Source organism: Vibrio sp. qd031 (genome assembly GCF_002100145.1).
Lineage (GTDB): Bacteria > Pseudomonadota > Gammaproteobacteria > Enterobacterales > Vibrionaceae > Vibrio.
Genome location: NZ_JXQD01000004.1, coordinates 176103 through 196718, shown reverse-complemented (window position 1 = coordinate 196718; position 20616 = coordinate 176103). Strand labels below are relative to the sequence as shown.

The following is a 20616-nucleotide window of genomic DNA, read 5'->3' as shown; positions in this document are numbered from 1 at the left end:
AATGGCGGTGAGGGAGGGATTCGAACCCTCGATACGGCTACAAACCGTATACTCCCTTAGCAGGGGAGCGCCTTCAGCCTCTCGGCCACCTCACCATCTTGCGGACGCACATATTACGATTTGGGCGAAATATGTCAAACAAAATTTTGGGAAAATACACGAAATACTGTGCGATAGCACAGTAATCGACCAAAGCGTGTGAAAAGTGCTGTTTTAGACAATAAAACGCACTATTTTTCATCCACTTTAGATCAAAAAAAGCCAGCTATTGCTGGCTTTTTTTAGAAGGTGCTTGGTGCAACGTTACCGTTGCCTTTTTCAGCTTGTATGCGCATGTAAATCTCTTCACGGTGCACAGACACTTCTTTTGGTGCGTTTACGCCAATACGTACTTGGTTGCCTTTAACACCCAAAACAGTAACGGTAACTTCATCACCAATCATCAATGTTTCGCCAACACGGCGAGTCAAAATCAACATTCTATGCTCCTTGCAATTGTATTCACGGCATTATTTTCTATTATTCAACAAAAAGGTTTAAAGGCAAAGCGACATGTTAAGAAACTCGTCGTTTTGTCACTGAAAGTAACTCATTTTGATCCACATACACATCGTGAATGATATTTGCTGCTTTATCAAGGTATTCCGGCGCGAGAAGCATCATTGTATGTCTCTCACATAAAGAGTGAGAAACAATTTCAATGTCGTCTTCAGCCAGTAAAGCCTCCAACGCTTGAATACTGCTCAAATTGGAACGTCCAATTAACGACACCGAACATACGTCGTCGATATGAACGGCTTCTTCATGAATAACTTGCATGAGTTTAGCAAGATCCGCTTGAGACACCACCACGCCACTTTGCTCTTTCGACAGTACTCTAAACACTTCTAACTCTTGTTCGTTACACTGCGCAACCAATTTATCAATGGTTTCATTGTTGGAGGTTATCTGCATGAGGTTACGACGCAACGCAACCCCTACAACGCCCCCACTCGACTCTTGTGCCGTCACTAAAGTTCCCTGCAAAGGAGAGAACGACGACAATACACGAATAGGCAGGTTATGTTGCTCGGCGAACTCGACACAAGGGAGGTGCAATACTTTTGCACCATATTTGGCCATATCAATCATATCTTGAAAACCAATAGTATCAAGTTTGCGCGCAGCAGTGACGACCCTTGGATCACAGCTATAGACGCCATCCACATCGGTGTAGATTTGGCACTCTTTGGCACCAAGGTATCCGGCTAAAGTCACAGCAGTCGTATCTGATCCGCCACGGCCTAAAGTCGAAATATCGCCTTGTTCAGTAATACCTTGGAATCCGGCTACAATGACAATTTTTCCTAGTTGAAGTTGCTGATTAATGGTGCCGGTATTAATACCAATGATGCGCGCTTGAGCGTGCTTTTCATCAGTTTGAATACCAGCTTGCCATCCTGTCAGCGATACAGCATCGTGTCCTAATTTTTGTAACGTCATCGCTAGAAGCGACATGGACACCTGCTCGCCGGCAGACAGTAGAACATCTAATTCTCGTGAAGAAGGTAAGGTATCAACTTGATTGGCTAAAACCTGAAGACGATTGGTTTCTCCTGACATCGCTGAAACAACGACTACCACGGAATGCCCATGTTCTTTGGTTTTTATAACTTGCTCTGCCACCGCTCTAATGCGATCAATAGAGCCTACTGAGGTGCCACCAAACTTCTGTACGATAATTGAATCTGTCACTGTATTGCCTTAACTACTATCATTTAGCCTCACCTGTTGGTGCGACTACTCCAAATTTAGAAAAAAATAAAACCAAGTGTGCTACTGAGTAATACCCAATACTACAACTTGGTTTCCTGAATGATTTTGCGCCACGTCATGTGAACGAGGCGCTATTTTATTCATATTTACATTGGGGGCAAGTAATTTTTACAAGCGCTCTTCAAGCCATGCTTTCACTTGCTCTATAGCCTGTGGCAGTGCCGCGATGTCTGTCCCGCCAGCCTGCGCAAGATCTGGACGACCGCCACCTTTCCCGCCAACTTGTTTGGCCACAAAGTTCACCAAATCACCCGCTTTGACTTTACCAGTAAGATCTTTAGTCACACCTGCCACTAAGCTGATTTTTTCATCACTAATGTTAGCCAGCAAAATAACGCCAGTACCCACTTGGTTTTTGATGTCATCGACCATGGTCTTGAGGTTCTTAGGATCCGCACCTTCAAGACCAGCAACAAGGACTTTAACGCCATTCACTTCGGTCACTTTCCCCATGATATTGGCACTTTCTGCTACTGCAATCTTCTCTTTAAGTGCAGAGATTTCTTTCTCAAGTGATTTGGCTTTTTTACCCGCATCAGTGATTTGAGTTTGGAACTGCTTCAATTGAGTGTCGATTGCGTCTAACGCAGCGTCAGCAGTGACGGCTTCAATACGGCGAACACCGGCGGCAATACCACCTTCTTGTGTGATTTTGAATAAACCAATATCACCGGTAGCACTTGCGTGTATACCACCACACAATTCTGTCGAAAACTCGCCCATAGACAGTACACGAACTTCATCATCGTATTTTTCACCAAACAGTGCCATTGCACCTTTTTGCTTGGCCGATTCAATGTCCATGATGTCAGTCTGGATTGTATGGTTGCGGCGAATTTCACTATTTACCAAACGCTCAACTTGTTTGATCTCTTGCTTGGTCATTGCCTCAAGGTGAGAGAAGTCAAAGCGTAAGCTTTCTGCCTTAACCAGTGAGCCTTTTTGATTGACGTGCTCGCCCAAAACTTGGCGAAGTGCTGCATGCAGCAAGTGAGTCGCCGAGTGGTTAAGAGAAATCGCGGCGCGGCGCGCTTCATCAACTTGAGCCGTGGTGGCATCGCCTACTGCAATAACACCCTGCTTCAGCGAGCCGTAATGAGCAATGGCGTTACCCAGTTTTTGTGTATCTTCAACAACAAATTCGCCCGACTCAGTGGTCAACAGACCCGCATCACCACATTGACCGCCAGACTCTGCATAGAAAGGTGTATCAGCCAAGACAACTATTGCATTGTCGCCAGCAGATAGGTTTTGTACTTCTTCACCGTCTTTAAACAGAGCAGAAATGACGCTTTCACCTTTTGCAGTGCTATAACCACAAAACTCAGATTCAGCATCAGTTTTAATTGATGCGTTGTAGTCCGTACCAAATTGACCCGCTTCTCTAGCACGCGCACGCTGCGCTTCCATCGCTTGCTCAAAGCCAGTTTCGTCGATAGTCAGGTTTCGCTCTCGTGCGACGTCGTTAGTAAGATCCGCAGGGAAACCGTAGGTGTCGTAAAGTTTAAACACGGTTTCACCGTCAAGTACATCACCGTCTAGATTATCGAGTGCGTCGTTTAAAATTGACATGCCACGCTCTAGCGTACGGCTAAAGTTTTCTTCTTCGATTCGCAATACTTTTTCAACGATGGCACGTTGCTTTTGCAGCTCAAGGCCAGCAGTTCCCATCACTTCAATTAGAACGCCCACCAATTTGTGGAAGAAAAGGCCTTTAGCACCCAGCTTGTTACCATGGCGCACTGCGCGACGGATAATGCGGCGAAGTACGTAACCACGACCTTCGTTTGACGGCATAACACCATCAACAATGAGGAATGCACAAGAACGGATGTGATCAGCAATTACGCGTAACGACTGGTTGCTTAGATCGTCATACCCTACTACGTCGGAAGCCGCTTTAATTAGGGTTTGGAATACGTCGATCTCATAGTTTGAGTGCACGCCCTGCATAATGGCAGAGATACGCTCAATACCCATACCCGTATCTACAGAAGGCTTGGGAAGAGGCTCCATTGTGCCATCTGCATGACGGTTAAACTGCATGAAAACGTTGTTCCAAATTTCAATGAAGCGATCACCGTCTTCTTCTGGTGTACCAGGTCGGCCACCCCAGATGTGTTCACCGTGATCGTAAAAGATTTCTGTACATGGACCACATGGTCCCGTATCGCCCATCTGCCAGAAGTTATCTGACTCGTATGGCTTGCCACCTTTTTTGTCGCCAATACGTACGATTCGATCGGCTGGAACACCAATTTGCTTATTCCAGATATCGAACGCTTCGTCATCGGTCTCATAAACTGTCACAAGCAGTTTATCTTGAGGCAGTTGCAGAACTTGAGTTAGGAATTCCCACGCAAATGTGATGGCATCTTCTTTGAAGTAATCGCCGAAGCTAAAGTTACCTAGCATTTCAAAGAAAGTGTGGTGACGTGCAGTAAAGCCAACATTTTCGAGGTCGTTATGTTTACCACCGGCACGTACACAACGTTGGGCAGTGGTGGCGCGAGTGTAACCACGCTTTTCCAACCCAAGGAAGCAGTCTTTAAACTGGTTCATCCCTGCGTTGGTGAACAATAGAGTAGGATCGTTGTGAGGAACCAGAGAAGAAGAGTCTACGATCTGGTGGCCTTTGCTCTCGAAAAACTTAAGGAACGCATTGCGAACCTCGTCAGTGCTCATGTACATGCAGCTTTACCTGAAATTTGGGTGTGAAAATTTTCCCCATTGTAAAGCAAGCGATAACAATCGACTAGTGCTGAATACTCCCCAAACAGTCTATTGCGTATTTGATTTCGTCAAAATCAAATCCTCGATACTGTAAAAAGCGCACTTGTTTGGCGTACTCTTTGGCGTCTGTGCTTTTTTGGCCTTTAAATCGCTTATCAGCCGTCTCTTTGGCTAACTCAAACCAATCGACACTTTCCTCTTCTAACGCACGTAGTACGATAGACTCCGATACCTTTTTAAGACTCAAGTCTTGTAAGATGCGTCGTTTGCCATGGCCTTTGTATATATGCTGCCTGACTTGGCTTTTAGCGAATCTTTCATCGTCTAAATAGCGGTGCTCGATGCAGAAATGCAGCGCATTATCAATATCAGCAAGTGGGTATCCTTTATTCAGCATTTTTTGGCGCAATTCATATTCGCCATGATCACGTCGACTCAACAGCTGAATTGCCGCGGATTTAGCGTCTACTTTTGGGGTGTAGGGTGATCGGGAAGAGTAGTTCATCGGTAATCGCCTCCATGCTGAGAGTTATGACTCATATCTTCGCTTCAAGAATGTCGAGGTCACTGCAGTTCACACCATGAGTGATGTTTAAATGCACAAGACATTGTTCGCGCTCTACAAAAAAATAAGCCCCGTCAAAAGACGGGGCTTATTTAAGTGTTTGTTTTTAAAGCTCGTCTTCTACTTCCGCTTCTTCAGCTGTTGCTGTAGAAAGCAGCATCTCACGAAGTCTAGTATCAATTTCAGTGGCTACTGCAGGGTTCTCACGTAAGAAACGACCCGCGTTCGCTTTACCTTGACCAATCTTGTCACCATTGTAGCTGTACCAAGCACCTGCTTTTTCAACCAGCTTATGTTTCACACCAAGATCCACAAGCTCACCTTCACGGTTAAAGCCTAGACCGTACATGATCTGAGTTTCAGCTTGCTTAAATGGCGCAGCAATCTTGTTTTTAACAACTTTGATACGAGTCTCGTTACCAACGATTTCGTCGCCTTCTTTGATAGAGCCTGTGCGGCGGATATCAAGACGAACTGAGGCGTAAAACTTAAGTGCGTTACCACCGGTAGTTGTTTCAGGGTTGCCGAACATAACGCCAATTTTCATACGGATCTGGTTGATGAAGATACACATACAGTTTGACTGCTTTAGGTTACCCGTCAGCTTACGCATCGCTTGAGAAAGCATACGTGCTTGAAGACCCATGTGACTGTCACCCATTTCGCCTTCAATTTCGGCTTTAGGTGTAAGTGCCGCGACAGAATCGACAACCATTACGTCTACCGCGCCTGAACGTGCAAGAGCGTCACAAATCTCTAACGCTTGCTCACCCGTATCGGGTTGTGACACCAGTAACTCATCGATATTAACACCCAGTTTCTCCGCGTAGACAGGATCCAGTGCGTGTTCTGCATCGATAAATGCACAGGTTTTGCCAGCTCGCTGCGCTGCTGCAATCAGTTCAAGAGTCAACGTAGTTTTACCTGACGACTCAGGCCCGTACACTTCAACAATACGGCCCATTGGCAAACCACCAGCACCAAGTGCAATATCGAGTGACAATGAACCAGTAGAAATTGTTTCGACATCCATTGAGCGGTTGTCACCAAGACGCATGATCGAACCTTTACCAAATTGCTTTTCGATCTGTCCTAGGGCTGCGGCTAGTGCCTTTTGCTTGTTGTCGTCCATTGCGTCCTCTTAAATCGTGTCAAACTGTACTGTTAATGAAATGAATTATACTGGTAATTCATACAGTGTCTATAGCTGTTTATGAATTTAATTCATTTTTCATACTGGCCATCATTAACTGCAGAGCTTTTTGTACTGCTTGCTCACGAACTTGCCTACGATCACCATCAAACCTAAAAGTGAATGCTATAGGATTTCCCCCCTTCTGCATTACTGCAAAGCAAACGGTACCGACTGACTTACCCGGTACGGCCCCTCCTGGCCCGGCGATTCCTGTAACTGAGACGCCAATACTCGCTAGGCTATTAGCAAGTGCACCTTGTACCATTTCTCGAGCGGTCTGCTCGCTGACCGCCCCAAACTCATCTAACGTTGAGCGGCGAACACCTAGCATCTCCATTTTGGCTTCGTTGCTATAGGTTACAAAAGCTCTATCAAACCAAGATGAACTACCTGCAATATCGGTTATTGAACTTGATATACCACCACCAGTACAGGACTCTGCTGTTACCAACATCAACTGTTGTGCGCGCAGCATGGAGCCAACCTCGGCGCTTAATGTTTCCATCATCACATTTACTCCTTAAATCAACATTATGAGGTATTATTGCAAGCTCTTGTTAATGTTGAATAGCTAAAGCGGTGCCAAAGAAAAAAACGCGAAAAAAAAGGACCGCTAGGGTCCTACATATTAAAGTAAAGCTGAGTTTAGAAGAAATAGCTATAGGTCAATTTCAGCTCTGTACCTTGACGATTATGCCCAAAGCTCTGCTCCACATCATCAAAGTATTCAGTGTAAGTAACTTTACCCCAATGTTTGCGGTTGTGGCTAATTGGCATTTGAAGCACTGCGTCAAGTTGCAACTGATTAACAGTGCCAACATCACCCCCAAAATCGAGTGAACTAAACTGTGGGTTTAGCTGCACGTGGGTTCCGTTTTTATGTAAATAAATAGAGTTGAGGAAATTCAACTGGGCACCAAAAGTGTAATCATTTACAACACCGATTTTCGCGAAATCTCGGTTATTTTGTCCCGCAGCAATAGCAGCGATTGGAAATAACATCCAGTTACTAAACGGTGTCTCTAAACGGACTAATGCACCAACAGCAAAAAGGCGGTCAGACAAAGCATCTGTAAAACTTGTCTCAATATAGTCTAAAGATAGACCGACCATAGGGGCGCTTTGCGATTGTGTTTTTGCCACTTCAAAATAACGAGCACGAACCTGCGATAGATTAAACTCGTCACTACCTACTTTGCCATTGTCTTGCCCTTGTAACGATAGTAGGCCCAAAAATAGGTGCCCATTATCTTTGGCTCCAGACATCTGCCCAATGAGTTGTACAAAGTCGTTATTTTCTTTATCAAAGCTCTGTTTACCATAGGTAATACTTCCCACAGTAGAAACTTTGGTATGGTCACCAGGATCGGGAGCGTCTGCAGAATCAATATGTTCATCTGCAATAGAAAAGGCAGAGGTTAGAAGTAACATACTGGCAATAAGGGTATTTCGGAATACAGTCATCGGGCAACCTATTTGTTATGATTTGTTTCATCGTTCAGTAACAAGGCTTCCTCTCGCACGCTTAGCGAATATCAAGGAGTAAGTTTACAAACGATGTACATGACAAAAGAAAACCTCACGTTATACTCTATCCTTTAGAGGCCGGACGAAATAACCAAATAAAAAAACATTAAGTGACAAAAAGTATTTCAAGTTTATATAAGATTGAGTTACATTTTTTTATTGTTTGTTTTTCTGTTATCCTCTTCGGCGTCAACCAAAACTGGCAACATTTGTGTGGCTTAAATTTCAAACACTTAGTAGCCACTTTTCCAAAACTAGAACAAAGACCGAATATTCTACCCAATGACAGACACCACCTCCCCTAGCAAGGAGCCCGACTCAAAGCAAACCCTAAATCTTGAGCCCCCGATTTATCAGGTTGGAAGCATAGAATTTTCTCCAACATCTGGAGTGGTGCGCTTACAAGGTGAACTGCATTTATTACGTGCCCGTGAAGCGAATCTTCTTGAAGCTCTGATCGATGCATTTCCTGGTGTCCTATCTAGAGCCGATATTGAAAGAAAACTTTGGACAAACTCATACGCCACTAACGCGACGATTAACCAAACTGTCAAAGCATTACGTTTCTCGTTAAAAGATGAATCGCGCAGTCTAATTCGAACCATACCAAAGCAGGGTTATGTATTATCACGAGTTCCTGTTGCTCTGCCACATGCATCTGAGGTGCAAAAGACACCACAGTCAAAACTCAGCCCAATGCTGTCAACAGTCTACGCGCCAAAGCACCTTAAACGCTGGCTAGTTGGTGTCGGAGCTGCCAGTTTATGTGCCTTTAGCCTCGGCTACTGGCACACGAAGCCGATCGCTCTTGAGCGAATAAGCCATCAATACAAAGGCGATTGGTATTTAACCCAAGAGCTGAGTAATGCAACAAAGCAACAAATTGCATCACGCACCGACAGTACACAGTACATAGTGCAAACAGAACTCGGAATTCGTATCTGCGTGATAGAGAATCAGGAGATGCAATGCGAACACTTCGAATAACTTTTATTGCTGGCACAATTGCCATATTGCTGCTCAGTTATATGTTAGGTGCCTATATTGGTGCAAACCGCACAAACGATTTTTCTCAATACTATGGTGTATGGGAGGGCAGCGGAGTCGTAAGCCTACCCAACAGCTCGCTCAGCAGTCACTTGAAGCTCATTATTGATGAAAGTCAAAGTAGGGTATCCCTTACTAATATTCTGTCCGAGTCAAGTTTTACCGTTGATGCCACAATGGTGAGGCTTGAACGCGCGCACCAAGATCTATATCTCGATTTTGATAATCTAAAAACCAACGGTCTAGAAGCATTTACTGAACAGACTGGGATCTCAATCCCGCCGTCACCAGCCTTAATACGTTTACAGATTTGGCGACTCAACGACGAACAATTATTCATTCACTTCAGTGGTAAGCAAGGGGTCTCTACCTTTCATAAAATCCATAAAAAACATACACTTAGCGATAAGGGGATGTCGTTGTTTTAGCTTTTTTTATATAGACTATTTTTTTTCGCTAGAAGATACTTTTTTTGGTTGGAGATGTGGGTAGTTGCCTTGTTAAATGCAAGCAGGCTATTTAACTTCCTTCAGCGTAATGCTGACCAACAAAAGGTAATACAATAATGACGGTTTCCGCACCTTCTGTCCCTACGCCAGAAGAAAAAGTAGGGCTAGCCAAATGGTTCCCACTTATAGTTCTTTTGGCAGCACAATTTTCAACTATGGCCGATAATACTGGCCTGTCTATTTCTACTGATGCATTGATTGCGCTCCACGGTGCGACCATGCCACAAATCCAAATGGCCAACGCCATGTACCCGCTGATTGCCGGAGCTGGTATGATTGCAGGTGGTTTGATCGGTTTGATCATTGGCTGGAAACGCCAAATGGTCATTGGCGCAGGCATGCTTGCTGTAGCATCATTTGCTGCTGCTTTTGCACCAAATATGGAAGTTCTTAACTACGGTGCACGTGTAGGCTCAGGCTTGGGCGCATGTCTACTTATTCCTGCTGTACTGGCTAACGTTGCTGGTATCTATAAAGGCAAAGACCAGGCAATCGCCTTCTCTGCTATTGCTGCTTTGGTGGGCCTTGCTAGCGCAATCACACCGTTGATATTTGGTTTTATTCTTGATGTTGCCAGCTTCCGTGTCGCGTTTTCTGCACTTGGCGTATATTGTTTCCTAGTAATGCTAGGTAGTTTAAAGTTACCAGAACTGGACATCGAACCATTCAAGGGTAAGCTAGATACTGTTGGCATCGCGCTTGCGGGTATCGGTTTACTTTGTTTTGTAACTGGTCTTCTTAAAATCTCTGAATGGGGTTTAATTGCTCCACTGACAGACTTTGCCATTTTTGGTTTATCTCCAGCGATTCCAACTGTTGTACTAGGTGCAGCACTGCTTAAAGGCTTGTTGATCTGGGAACGCCGCTTTGAAGCGCAAGGTGGTACACCTTTACTACCGTCTTCTTATGTTGAAAATCCACAAGTTGTTGTAGGCTTGGTACTGTGTGCTACGATCTTCCTATTGTTTGGTGCAACCGGGTTTATTAACGTTTCTTACATGCAGCTTGTTGCTGGCATGAGTGCTCTTTCTTCTGGTATTGCTCTTTGTGCTTTCGCACTAGGCATGATGATCGGTTCACTAGGTGCTCCAGCTAAGCTATCTAACTGGACCTGCCAGCGAATTTGCCAGCTAGGTTTCGTTGTAGCTGCTGCCGGTACTGCATTGATGTTCCTTGGATTTACTGCAGAAGGCATCACTATTTGGCAATACATTTCTCTGCTAATCTTTGGTGCGGGCGCTGGTCTACTGGCTTCACAAGCTTCGATTGTCGTTACCTCTGCATTAAGCGAACGTGAAGCTCAACAATCTGGTGGTATCCAAGCGACGTCTCGTAACGTTGGTCAAGCATTTGGTGTGGCTATTCTTGGCTCGGTAATGCTGTTCTCTCTTTCGGGAGCAATTAAATCTAATGTTGCAGAACACGATGGACTTAGCCTAGAAACCAAACAAATAATTTCTGAACAACCTTCATTGCCTTTTGTTTCAAATGATATGGCACTTGTGTTGATGGAAGATCTTATCGCTGACAAAGAAGAGCAGCAGATAGTCATTCAAGTAATGGCTGAGTCTCGTCTGCAGTCTGTGCACTATGCGTTGTTCACCCTCATAGCACTTATGATGGGTGGTCTGGCGCTTTGTTCGAGGCTACCGAAAAAGTCTCTAATGAATAATTAGCACCTACTGAACAAAGCCCAAGCTATATAGCTTGGGCTTTTCTCGTTATTACAAGTCTAATTTCATCCACTTGAGGTTGCCTATGGAGACACCCCTGTCATCCACTAAATACGCCGTTTTATGGGTATTGGCTATCGCCCAATTCACTCTCTCTGCTGATGTGGCGAATCTTTCTATTTCTACGTCGACACTCGTTGCGCACTTTGATACTGACCTTGCCAGCATTCAACTACTCAATAGTACCCAACCACTCGTTGGTGCCACATTAATGCTCAGTGCAAGTATGCTTGGTATGTTTATTGGTTGGAGAAGACTCCTCATCGCAGGCTCAGTAATCGGTGTAGCCTCAAGCTTTGGGTTTCTGTTGGCATCAGACATTCAGACGCTACAATATTTGGTACGCCCAATGGCCGGGTTATCATCTTGCATGATATTACCTGCTGTACTAGCTCTCGTTGTTGCACACTTCCCTGGTACCAAGCGTGCTTTTGGATTTGGTATTATGGCCGCGTCGACTGGCTTAGCTGCAGCGGTCATTCCACTATTAAGCGGTTGGATACATGATAATTTAGACTGGCAATGGTCATTTGTGTTTGTCGGCAGTGGTTATTTCCTTACCGTAATCGGTTCAACCTGCTTAATTAAACCTATAGAAACTCAGCGCCCACCTAAGTTCGATATTGTGGGAACCATACTTGGTACCACGAGCATCATGCTACTGTTCTTAGGGCTTCAAAAACTGTCTTCCTGGGGAAGCTTTTACGCACACTCCAGTGAGCTTATTCCTCAATGGCTAACATTTTGTTTGCCCTATAGCCCCGCATTATTGTTTGTTTTCGCTGGGGCAATATTGTTGTTCATATTTATCCGTCAACAAAATCGGTTTGAAACGGCTTACGGTTACGCCTTGCTACCCATGAGTTGGATGCGAAACGCGGCATGCCGTCAAGGTTTTAGTGTATTGTCTTTAATGTACATTATATTAGGTGGAAGCAGTTTCCTCATAGTCACCTTCTTGCAGTTAGCCATGGGGTTGTCATCGATGCATTCTGGAGCCATTGTACTGCTGTTCTCCAGTGCAATGATTATAACTTCAGTAGCCACTCCCTTATTAAATAAACACATATCGATAAGTTCACTATGCCGTATCGGCTTTATCGGTATTGGTGTTGCGGCAATGATATTGATAGTGAGCAGTAATGAGCGCAGTATTGTTAGCGGTTTTTATTTTGGCATGCTGCTTTTGGGAGCAGCCATAGGTGTACTCGCCAGTCAGTGCCCACTATTAATTACCAATGCTCTAGGGGGACGAGATGCTGAACAATCAGGAGGACTGCAGGCAACCGTGCGAAACCTGAGCTTAGTCATCGGTATTGCTTTACTAGGGGGTGTTAATCAAACAGCACTCGACTCGTCTTTGCGTTCAACAATAACCGTTGAAAGCACACCTAAGGTTGTCAAGATCATTGAAAATGAAACAAGAATTCCCTACTTAAGCGACAATCAACTGACCACGTTACTCCAACATCAAGAGCTTACTACACTGGAATATGAGGAAGCCTTATCCATCAACTCAACGGCGAGAGTGTTCTCATTTCATTGCTCTTTGCTGTTGTTGGCGGCCTTAGCCATTTGCGGGCTAAGAACCAGCTCGCGGATTCGCCAAACAAGTAGAGAGTGAGTAACTTACAAGGGTTTAATGATAGGGAATAAACTAAAAAAGCTCACAGAAAATACCGCGAGTTTTTTTAGTTTAAGGCGATTAGGCCTGCGCTGTTGCACTCGCTTGTCGAGCGGATAGAGACTTTATAAATAGGGACTCAGCAATTACGATCGATACGATTGTGAGGTAGAACGCAACTACGCCACCTGCAGGCCCTAGAAATTGTACCTGCTCACCAAACAAAACAACAATGGCGCCCATAGCCACCACTTTGGAACCAATTAGGATAAACCAAGACGAAAAAAATCGTTTTACTTTAGGGAATTTATTCTGACTTAAACATAGCTTGGCTGCCCAACGCTCAAATGCTACCGAGCTTTTCAATACAATAGCCATAATGATTGCAGAAATTACTGCCAAAATTAGGCTATCCACAACCACCCATTCCCACATGACACCGTAACCGAGCATCGCTACCGTGCCAATAACACTGCATAACAGTAACTCATTAACTGTACTTACTTTCATATATGCGCTTCCTAACCAAAAAATAGATAAAAAAAACAAAGCCCACAGAGTGGGCTTTGTTAATACTCACCGATTAAAAGGGAGTATGCTTTTGACTACACTAGAGCCTGTTCAGACTGTTCTACTTTTTGCGTGTGAACGGTAACGTCACCGCCAAGTACCGTAGCGTGTACATTGATGTCTTTTACAATGTCTTTCGCAACGTCCAGTGGGTTTTGGTCAAGTACTGCAAAATCCGCAAGCTTGCCCACTTCGATAGAGCCAATCATGTGCTCTTGTTCCATAAGGTAAGCTGCGCCTTTTGTTACCGCATGCAAGGCTTGCTCAGCAGTCAAGCACTCATCTTCACCGTAAACTTTCCCAGAGAAAACACACTTACGATTCATCGCGCCCCACATCATAAATAACGGGTTAACCTGAGTTACAACGTCGTCACAGTGAATAGAGAAAGGTACTTCGTGCTTTACAGAACTCTGGAAAGGGTTCAACGTTTTAACGCGCTCTGGACCAACAGTCTGTGTCGCATGAACGTCACCCCAAAACGGGATATGGGTACCAAACAAGTTATGCACCACACCCAGTTTTTTCATACGGATCATCTGTTCCGGATTCACCATTTGGTTGTGCTCAAGACAATGGCGAACATGCGGTTGCGGGCATTCAGTTTGCATTCTTTCAATGAGATCAAGCAATACGTCGGTGCACCCTTCACCATTACAGTGGAACGAAATGCTGTACCCTAATTGGTGTGCATAAAATACTTCTTGATACATAGTTTCAGTATCAAATTGTAAGTGACCGCTTGGTGTACCATTAAAGTAGGTTTCCCCTTCTTTTAATAGTGCGGTAAAGCCTTGAATTGAACCGTCTGTTCTCAAGTATTTTACTTTGGTCAACATAAGACGGTCATTGCTTTGCTCTTTAAACTCAGCAAGCTCTTCACCGGTGAAGTTAGGTACTAGTGGGTACGCCGCCAAACGCATTTTGAACTGAGGCATTTTTGACAGAGCTTGGTACAACGGGTACGGGTTTTGTGGTACACCCATACCGCAGTCAGAAATAGTAGTAACCCCTAGACGCCCGATGCTGTCGGCATAGCCAATCATAGCAGCAACTGCGTCTTCTGCACCGCCAAGGTCGAAAGCACCGACTTGCACTGCGCGCAATATATCAGGCATTTCGCAAATTTCACCAGTCAAACGACCGTCCTTTTGCAGTACAAACACAGGATTATCAGAAAGCTGATAGCCCGTCTTTTCTAAAGCAAGCGTATTTTGTACACAAACGTGACAAGATGCGTGCATCATTAAAATAGGGGAGTCAGAGCAGATCTCGTCAAGAAAGTCTCGATCGATAACCTGTGCGCCTTCAAGAAGCAGTGGATCAAGACCCCAAAGGTTAAGCCATTCGCCCTTTTTGCCCGCATCGTTATGAGCTTGTACAAACTCAGTTACTTTCTGAGCTAACGCTTCTTTAGTCAGCGCTGGAGTAAGCACCTTACCTCCAAAACCAGAGCGCTCAATTTGTCCAACGTAGCCAAAACGATCAGTAAACAGTGCCGCACCCAATGGGTGCATGTGTGCTTCAATGAAGCCCGGTACAATTGTTTTGTCACTAAATTGCGAGTCTAAACGATATTCAATTTCGTTATTTGCTAGGTAAGTTTCCGCTTGGTCGGTGGTACCAGTAAAGATAATCTTCCCACTTTGCACCACTACCGCCGTTGCGGCAGGTTGCTGCTCATTTACAGTGATGAAATTACCGGTAAATAGCACAGTTTCAGCACTATACTCTTGGCCTGGTTTTAAAATATCTCGTTGTAAGGTCATGGAACAGAACTCCTGTTTATAGGGATAACAGATTTTTGATTTCTCCTTAACCATGCCAAATACACACTCTCATCACTAGCGATTTAAAGTAGCAAAAAGTATGGAAAACTATTGCTCATATCAGCACCTATTAAGTGTTCAAAAAAAAACTAAAATCATTAAAAAGCGTGAACAGACTCAACCTTTATCTGTGCCCAACAAAAACAGAAAAACGTCATGTGTTATTGAAAAACCAGCATGTCACAAACAACATTGTCTGTTAAAATCCCAACCAACCAACGGCAATCTATGTCGCTGTAAAGCGACAATCCCTAATGACTAATAAAACTCAGCACACACCGATGATGCAGCAGTATTTGAAGCTCAAAGCAGAAAATCCTGACATTCTCCTTTTTTATCGTATGGGCGACTTCTATGAGTTGTTTTACGATGACGCAAAACGAGCCTCACAATTACTCGATATATCACTGACCAAACGAGGGGCATCCGCTGGGGAACCAATACCGATGGCCGGTGTCCCGTTTCACGCCGTTGAAGGGTATCTTGCCAAGCTTGTACAGCTCGGCGAGTCTGTTGCGATATGTGAGCAAGTTGGTAACCCTGCAACCAGTAAAGGTCCTGTAGATCGCAAAGTCGTGCGCATAGTGACTCCCGGTACAGTAACAGACGAAGCCTTACTGAGTGAGCGCAGTGACAACCTAATTGCGGCAATTTATCAACAAGGTAACAAGTTTGGTTATTCGACTTTAGATATTACATCCGGTCGATTTTTATTATGCGAACCCACAACCTTGGAGGCCATGCAAGCTGAGTTGCAGCGCACCTCGCCTAAAGAGCTGCTATTTGCTGAAGACTTTGAAGCTGTTCAACTCTTTGAGTCACGCAACGGTAATCGACGACGTCCTATTTGGGAATTTGATCTCGACACAGCAAAACAACAACTTAACCAGCAGTTTGGCACAAAAGATTTGGTGGGTTTTGGCGTAGAGCAATCCACATTTGGTTTATGCGCAGCAGGCTGCTTAATACAATATGTCAAAGATACTCAGCGCACTGCTTTACCGCATATCCGCAGTATTACGGTCGACAGTCAAGATCATTCAGTGATCCTCGATGCGGCTACGCGCCGCAACCTTGAGCTGACACAAAATCTCGGGGGAGGAACCGATAACACTCTTGCCGAAGTCCTAGACAAAACCGCCACAGCTATGGGCAGTCGAATGCTTAAGCGCTGGATACATCAACCGACACGCTCGATTGCGGAAATCAACCAACGCCTCAATGCAGTATCAGAAATCAAAGAGTCCACGCTGTTTGACGAGATCAATCCTTCTCTCAAGCAGATTGGCGACATTGAACGTATTATCGCTCGCCTAGCCATTCGATCAGCAAGACCACGGGATCTCTCTCGCTTAAGAGCCGCATTGGAAGAACTGCCTAACCTATCAGCAGTGCTAGAACCAACATCCGACGCTTATCTGCAGACACTTCGCGAGCAATCCTCGCCTATGGACGAATTGTTCGACCTACTTAATAGGGCGATAAAAGATAATCCTCCAGTGGTGATCCGCGACGGTGGCGTCATTGCAACCGGCTACAACGCCGAGTTGGATGAGTGGCGCGCTCTTGCTGACGGGGCCACTGAGTATCTTGAGAAGTTAGAAGCCGATGAGCGTGAACGACACGGTATCGATACTCTAAAGGTAGGGTATAACGCTGTGCACGGCTTTTTTATTCAAGTAAGCCGTGGCCAGAGCCACCTTGTGCCTGCGCACCTTGTGCCTGCGCACTATGTGCGCAGACAAACACTCAAAAATGCAGAGCGCTACATTATCCCTGAGCTCAAAGAGCATGAAGATAAAGTGTTGAGTTCAAAGTCTAAGGCGCTGGCGGTAGAAAAGAAGCTGTGGGAAGAGCTGTTTGATCTCATCATGCCTAACATTGAGCAATTACAAGTTCTCGCTTCGGCATTGTCTCAACTCGATGTTTTGCAAAACCTTGCTGAACGCGCTGAATCACTCGACTATTGTCGTCCCGAGTTTGTAGATACACCTCAAATTAACATCAGTGGTGGCCGTCATCCGGTTGTCGAGCAGGTGTTGGATGAACCTTTCATTGCAAACCCAGTATCGCTTCACGCAACGCGAAAGATGCTGATTATTACTGGACCAAACATGGGCGGTAAGTCGACCTACATGCGTCAGACGGCACTTATTGCATTGCTGGCTCACATCGGCTCTTTCGTCCCAGCAGAGAGTGCCAGCATGGGTATCCTAGATCGCATCTTTACCCGTATTGGCGCCTCTGACGATCTTGCATCTGGTCGTTCGACATTTATGGTCGAAATGACTGAAACAGCCAACATCTTACACAATGCCACCAGCAATAGTTTGGTGCTTATGGATGAAATTGGACGCGGCACAAGTACTTACGATGGGCTTTCTCTCGCTTGGGCGAGCGCAGAATGGTTGGCCAAAAAACTTGGTGCGATGACACTCTTTGCCACGCATTACTTTGAACTCACCGATATGCCGGGTTTGTTGCCGAATCTTGCCAACGTGCATCTTGATGCCATTGAGCATGGCGAAGATATTGCGTTTATGCATGCAGTTCAAGAAGGGGCCGCAAGTAAGTCTTATGGTTTGGCTGTTGCCGGGTTAGCAGGCGTGCCTAAAGCCGTTATCCGCAATGCTCGCAATAAACTGAGCCAGTTAGAAACGCAGTCGCCCCCAACGAATAGAACCACGGTTAAGCAAGAGCACCAATTGAGCTTAATCCCTGAACCTTCCGAAGTAGAAATGGCCTTGCAAGCGATAGAGCCCGATGAACTCACACCTCGTCAGGCCTTAGATGAACTTTATCGCTTAAAAAAACTCATCCACTAACAAAAAAACGCCACTTCAAAAAGGAGTGGCGTTTTGCTATGGAAGGCTCTTTTATGTGTCGCCTTAAGCTTCTTTGTCGATATCGAACAACGACTCCATACTTAAGCCATGTTTAATTACTATTTCTCTTAGCCTTCTAAGGCCTTCTACTTGGATCTGTCTAACGCGTTCACGAGTAAGAGAAATCTCACGCCCTACCTCTTCCAACGTTGAAGGTTCATAACCAAGCAGTCCAAAACGACGCGCCAATACTTCTTTCTGTTTGGGGTTAAGTTCGTCAAGCCACTGGATCAGTGAGCTCTTTATATCGCTGTTTTGAGTAGAGACTTCTGGATCGGAATGATGATCGGGAATGATGTCTAACAGAGCTTTATCACCATCACCACCGATTGGGGTATCGACAGAACTGACACGCTCATTCAACCGCAGCATTTTACTGACATCTTCAACAGGTTTGTCTAATTGTCGTGCGATCTCTTCGGCGGTTGGCTCATGATCGAGTTTTTATGATAGCTCACGTGCAGTGCGCAAGTATATGTTTAATTCCTTAACCACATGAATTGGCAGACGAATGGTTCTAGTCTGGTTCATGAGTGCGCGTTCAATGGTCTGTCGTATCCACCATGTCGCGTAAGTTGAGAAACGGAAGCCACGCTCAGGGTCAAATTTCTCTACTGCTCTAATCAAACCTAAATTGCCCTCTTCAATAAGATCAAGCAGTGCTAGGCCACGATTTGAGTAGCGACGAGATATTTTAACCACCAGTCGAAGGTTACTTTCAATCATGCGTTTGCGAGCCGCATCGTCGCCGCGTAATGCACGATGAGCATATAACACTTCTTCCTCGGCAGTCAGCAGTGGTGAAAAGCCAATTTCTCCTAAGTAGAGCTGTGTGGCATCAAGGTTTTTGGATGAGTCGTCAAAGTCTTCTTTAACAGTTTTGGCTTCGACAGATGCGGTTGTGTCTTCAATTGCCGCAATGACAACTTCAGGTGGGTTGATTTCGTTAATTTTCGTTGCTGTGTTGCTAGTACTCATAGCGCCTCCCCTGGCGACTCAGCAAGACATTACTACTCTCTATGTCGCTGAACTTAAGGCAAATATCTCATCGGATCGACGGACTTGCCTTGATATCGAATCTCAAAGTGTAAGCGGACATCGGTTCGACCGGAGCTACCCATAGTCGCGATTTTTTGTCCCGCTTTCACACTCTGCCCTTCTTTTACTAACAGCGTATCGTTGTGGGCGTATGCACTTAAATATTTGTCATTATGCTTTACGATTACTAAGTTACCGTAACCTCGTAGCGCACTTCCCGAATAGACGACACTACCATCAGCGGTGGAAACAACCGATTGACCGCGCGAGCCTGCGATATCAATCCCTTTATTTCCCTGATCCCCACTAGAGAACTTGTCTACGACACGACCTTTAGTGGGCCACTTCCACGACGCCACACTACTGTTACTAGATGACGTACTCTTTGCAGAATTGTTAATATTCTGTTTTTCAACATACTCCTTTGTCGGCTGCTGTGCAACCGTTTGCGTCGAAGTTTTATTGGCCGTCTGTTCGACTTTAGTTGTAGTGCTAGGTGGAGAAGAACTAGCACTAGCCCCCGGGCTACTTACGGTTGAGGCCGTTGCCACTGCCGTTGTAGTGGCCGCTGCATCAGCGGTGTTTTTTGTCTCGGGGTTTGTTGACGTTGTTGCAGTTTTGGAAGCACTGTCACCAGAACCCGTACCAGCATAAGGCACTGGATTATAGGAGCGAGACCACAACTTAATTCTTTGTCCCGGTTTTATGGTGTAAGGAGGCTTAAGTCCGTTCAGTGCGACAAGGGTATTCACATCTTTATCGGTGATGTAGGAGATGTAATATAGCGTGTCACCTTTGTTAACCACATAATAGCTGCCTCTGTAGGTTCCTTTGTCATCGGTTTTATAACGATCACCACTGCCTGTTGGCGCGCACGCAACCAGCAGAAAGGTGATCATAATAACGGATAACAAACGAAACACTTAGCCAAGATCTCCAGCAACCAATGGTACAAACTTAACCGGCTCAATCATTTGATGGGTCACTACACCATTAGACTTTTCAATCAAATACAGACTCTGTTGTTCAGTGCCAATCGGTATAACCATTTTACCGCCGTCATTGAGCTGTTCTACCAAAACTTGCGGAATGACCTCCGCGGCGGCAGTCACGAGGATGGCATCAAAAGGCGCTTTGCTCGCCCACCCCTGCCAACCATCTCCATGTTTATACGCGACGTTATACACATCAAGCTGTTTGAGTCGACGTTTAGCATCCCATTGAAGGGTTTTTATCCGTTCGATGGTATGCACTTTCTCGACCAACTGAGACAAAACCGCTGTCTGATAACCACACCCAGTCCCAACTTCTAGCACTTTACTGTTGTTTTTTAGATCAAGCAGTTGAGTCATTTTAGCCACAATATAAGGTTGCGAGATAGTCTGTCCACTACCAATAGGCAACGCATTATTGTCCCAGGCTTGATGTTGCATCGCTTGAGATAAAAATTGCTCTCTGGGCACTGTCGCTATAGCGCCCAACACTGCAGGTGCATCGACTCCCATCGATTGTAGCTGTTGCAAAAGCCTTTTCACTTTTGGCATCA

At 45.2% G+C, this 20616-nt stretch carries 16 protein-coding genes, 1 tRNA gene and 1 pseudogene; 5 read left to right on the top strand and 13 right to left on the bottom strand.

What is annotated here, in order from left to right; all coding sequences use genetic code 11:
- Positions 1-2: 2 nt before the first annotated feature.
- From ST37_RS03965 to ST37_RS03930, 8 genes are all read right to left on the bottom strand, one after another.
- A tRNA-Ser gene (locus ST37_RS03965) sits at positions 3-95 on the bottom strand.
- Positions 96-281: 186 nt separating this feature from the next.
- Positions 282-479: a carbon storage regulator CsrA gene (gene csrA / locus ST37_RS03960; RefSeq protein WP_084883969.1), complete on the bottom strand. Its 198-nt coding sequence runs from the start codon at positions 477-479 to the stop codon at positions 282-284.
- 76 nt (positions 480-555) lie between these two features.
- Positions 556-1734, bottom strand: a complete 1179-nt coding sequence (locus ST37_RS03955) for an aspartate kinase (RefSeq protein WP_084883968.1) — start codon at positions 1732-1734, stop codon at positions 556-558.
- Positions 1735-1923: 189 nt separating this feature from the next.
- Entirely contained in the window at positions 1924-4506 is a 2583-nt protein-coding gene (gene alaS / locus ST37_RS03950) for an alanine--tRNA ligase (RefSeq protein WP_084883966.1), read from the bottom strand.
- Between the two features lie 64 nt (positions 4507-4570).
- Complete coding sequence (gene recX / locus ST37_RS03945) at positions 4571-5053, bottom strand: recombination regulator RecX (RefSeq protein ID WP_084883965.1); 483 nt, start codon at positions 5051-5053, stop codon at positions 4571-4573.
- A 166-nt stretch (positions 5054-5219) separates the two neighbouring features.
- Positions 5220-6245, bottom strand: coding sequence for a recombinase RecA (gene recA / locus ST37_RS03940; RefSeq protein WP_084883963.1), 1026 nt, complete (start codon positions 6243-6245; stop codon positions 5220-5222).
- Positions 6246-6324: 79 nt separating this feature from the next.
- A complete protein-coding gene (locus tag ST37_RS03935; protein WP_084883988.1) occupies positions 6325-6813 on the bottom strand; it encodes a CinA family protein in 489 nt (162 codons plus the stop codon).
- A 140-nt stretch (positions 6814-6953) separates the two neighbouring features.
- Positions 6954-7772 (bottom strand): hypothetical protein, encoded by an 819-nt coding sequence (locus ST37_RS03930; protein WP_084883962.1) that lies wholly within the window; start codon positions 7770-7772, stop codon positions 6954-6956.
- Positions 7773-8117: 345 nt separating this feature from the next.
- On the opposite strand from ST37_RS03930, the gene ST37_RS03925 reads away from it, so the two are divergent.
- The 4 genes from ST37_RS03925 (at position 8118) to ST37_RS03910 (ending at position 12748) form a co-directional block, all read left to right on the top strand.
- Complete coding sequence (locus ST37_RS03925) at positions 8118-8822, top strand: winged helix-turn-helix domain-containing protein (protein WP_084883961.1); 705 nt, start codon at positions 8118-8120, stop codon at positions 8820-8822.
- Positions 8804-9310 carry a hypothetical protein gene (locus ST37_RS03920; RefSeq protein WP_084883959.1) on the top strand — a complete coding sequence of 169 codons (507 nt, stop codon included), beginning with the start codon at positions 8804-8806 and terminating at the stop codon, positions 9308-9310. Before ST37_RS03925 ends, ST37_RS03920 begins: the two co-directional genes overlap by 19 nt.
- Before the next feature lie 137 nt (positions 9311-9447).
- A complete protein-coding gene (locus ST37_RS03915; RefSeq protein WP_084883958.1) occupies positions 9448-11067 on the top strand; it encodes an MFS transporter in 1620 nt (539 codons plus the stop codon).
- A gap of 82 nt (positions 11068-11149) precedes the next feature.
- A complete protein-coding gene (locus ST37_RS03910) occupies positions 11150-12748 on the top strand; it encodes an MFS transporter (RefSeq protein ID WP_084883956.1) in 1599 nt (532 codons plus the stop codon).
- Between the two features lie 81 nt (positions 12749-12829).
- On the opposite strand, the gene ST37_RS03905 is transcribed toward ST37_RS03910, so the two are convergent.
- Both ST37_RS03905 and ST37_RS03900 read right to left on the bottom strand, forming a co-directional pair.
- Positions 12830-13258: a hypothetical protein gene (locus ST37_RS03905; RefSeq protein ID WP_084883955.1), complete on the bottom strand. Its 429-nt coding sequence runs from the start codon at positions 13256-13258 to the stop codon at positions 12830-12832.
- 95 nt (positions 13259-13353) lie between these two features.
- Entirely contained in the window at positions 13354-15087 is a 1734-nt protein-coding gene (locus ST37_RS03900) for an amidohydrolase (RefSeq protein WP_084883953.1), read from the bottom strand.
- Between the two features lie 314 nt (positions 15088-15401).
- Between ST37_RS03900 and mutS the strand changes: the two genes are divergently transcribed.
- Positions 15402-17972, top strand: coding sequence for a DNA mismatch repair protein MutS (gene mutS, locus ST37_RS03890; protein ID WP_084883950.1), 2571 nt, complete (start codon positions 15402-15404; stop codon positions 17970-17972).
- A 63-nt stretch (positions 17973-18035) separates the two neighbouring features.
- On the opposite strand, the pseudogene rpoS reads toward mutS, so the two are convergent.
- The 3 genes and pseudogenes from rpoS to ST37_RS03875 all read right to left on the bottom strand — a co-directional run bounded on the left by rpoS (position 18036) and on the right by ST37_RS03875 (position 20614).
- Positions 18036-19010, bottom strand: a pseudogene (rpoS, locus tag ST37_RS03885) (RNA polymerase sigma factor RpoS).
- Between the two features lie 53 nt (positions 19011-19063).
- Positions 19064-19969, bottom strand: a complete 906-nt coding sequence (locus ST37_RS03880; protein WP_084883986.1) for a peptidoglycan DD-metalloendopeptidase family protein — start codon at positions 19967-19969, stop codon at positions 19064-19066.
- A 24-nt stretch (positions 19970-19993) separates the two neighbouring features.
- On the bottom strand, positions 19994-20614 hold the full coding sequence (locus tag ST37_RS03875) for a protein-L-isoaspartate(D-aspartate) O-methyltransferase (RefSeq protein ID WP_084883985.1): 621 nt from the start codon (positions 20612-20614) through the stop codon (positions 19994-19996).
- Positions 20615-20616: the final 2 nt, after the last annotated feature.

What these genes read in the sequence shown, in the direction of transcription:
- csrA (WP_084883969.1), bottom strand. Translation starts at nt 479, where the DNA reads ATGTTGATTTTGACTCGCCGTGTTGGCGAAACATTGATGATTGGTGAT.
- ST37_RS03880 (WP_084883986.1), bottom strand. Translation starts at nt 19,969, where the DNA reads ATGATCACCTTTCTGCTGGTTGCGTGCGCGCCAACAGGCAGTGGTGAT.
- mutS (WP_084883950.1), top strand. Translation starts at nt 15,402, where the DNA reads ATGACTAATAAAACTCAGCACACACCGATGATGCAGCAGTATTTGAAG.
- ST37_RS03910 (WP_084883956.1), top strand. Translation starts at nt 11,150, where the DNA reads ATGGAGACACCCCTGTCATCCACTAAATACGCCGTTTTATGGGTATTG.
- recA (WP_084883963.1), bottom strand. Translation starts at nt 6,245, where the DNA reads ATGGACGACAACAAGCAAAAGGCACTAGCCGCAGCCCTAGGACAGATC.
- ST37_RS03915 (WP_084883958.1), top strand. Translation starts at nt 9,448, where the DNA reads ATGACGGTTTCCGCACCTTCTGTCCCTACGCCAGAAGAAAAAGTAGGG.
- ST37_RS03920 (WP_084883959.1), top strand. Translation starts at nt 8,804, where the DNA reads ATGCGAACACTTCGAATAACTTTTATTGCTGGCACAATTGCCATATTG.
- ST37_RS03925 (WP_084883961.1), top strand. Translation starts at nt 8,118, where the DNA reads ATGACAGACACCACCTCCCCTAGCAAGGAGCCCGACTCAAAGCAAACC.
- ST37_RS03900 (WP_084883953.1), bottom strand. Translation starts at nt 15,087, where the DNA reads ATGACCTTACAACGAGATATTTTAAAACCAGGCCAAGAGTATAGTGCT.
- recX (WP_084883965.1), bottom strand. Translation starts at nt 5,053, where the DNA reads ATGAACTACTCTTCCCGATCACCCTACACCCCAAAAGTAGACGCTAAA.
- ST37_RS03905 (WP_084883955.1), bottom strand. Translation starts at nt 13,258, where the DNA reads ATGAAAGTAAGTACAGTTAATGAGTTACTGTTATGCAGTGTTATTGGC.
- ST37_RS03935 (WP_084883988.1), bottom strand. Translation starts at nt 6,813, where the DNA reads ATGGAAACATTAAGCGCCGAGGTTGGCTCCATGCTGCGCGCACAACAG.
- ST37_RS03875 (WP_084883985.1), bottom strand. Translation starts at nt 20,614, where the DNA reads ATGCCAAAAGTGAAAAGGCTTTTGCAACAGCTACAATCGATGGGAGTC.
- ST37_RS03930 (WP_084883962.1), bottom strand. Translation starts at nt 7,772, where the DNA reads ATGACTGTATTCCGAAATACCCTTATTGCCAGTATGTTACTTCTAACC.
- alaS (WP_084883966.1), bottom strand. Translation starts at nt 4,506, where the DNA reads ATGTACATGAGCACTGACGAGGTTCGCAATGCGTTCCTTAAGTTTTTC.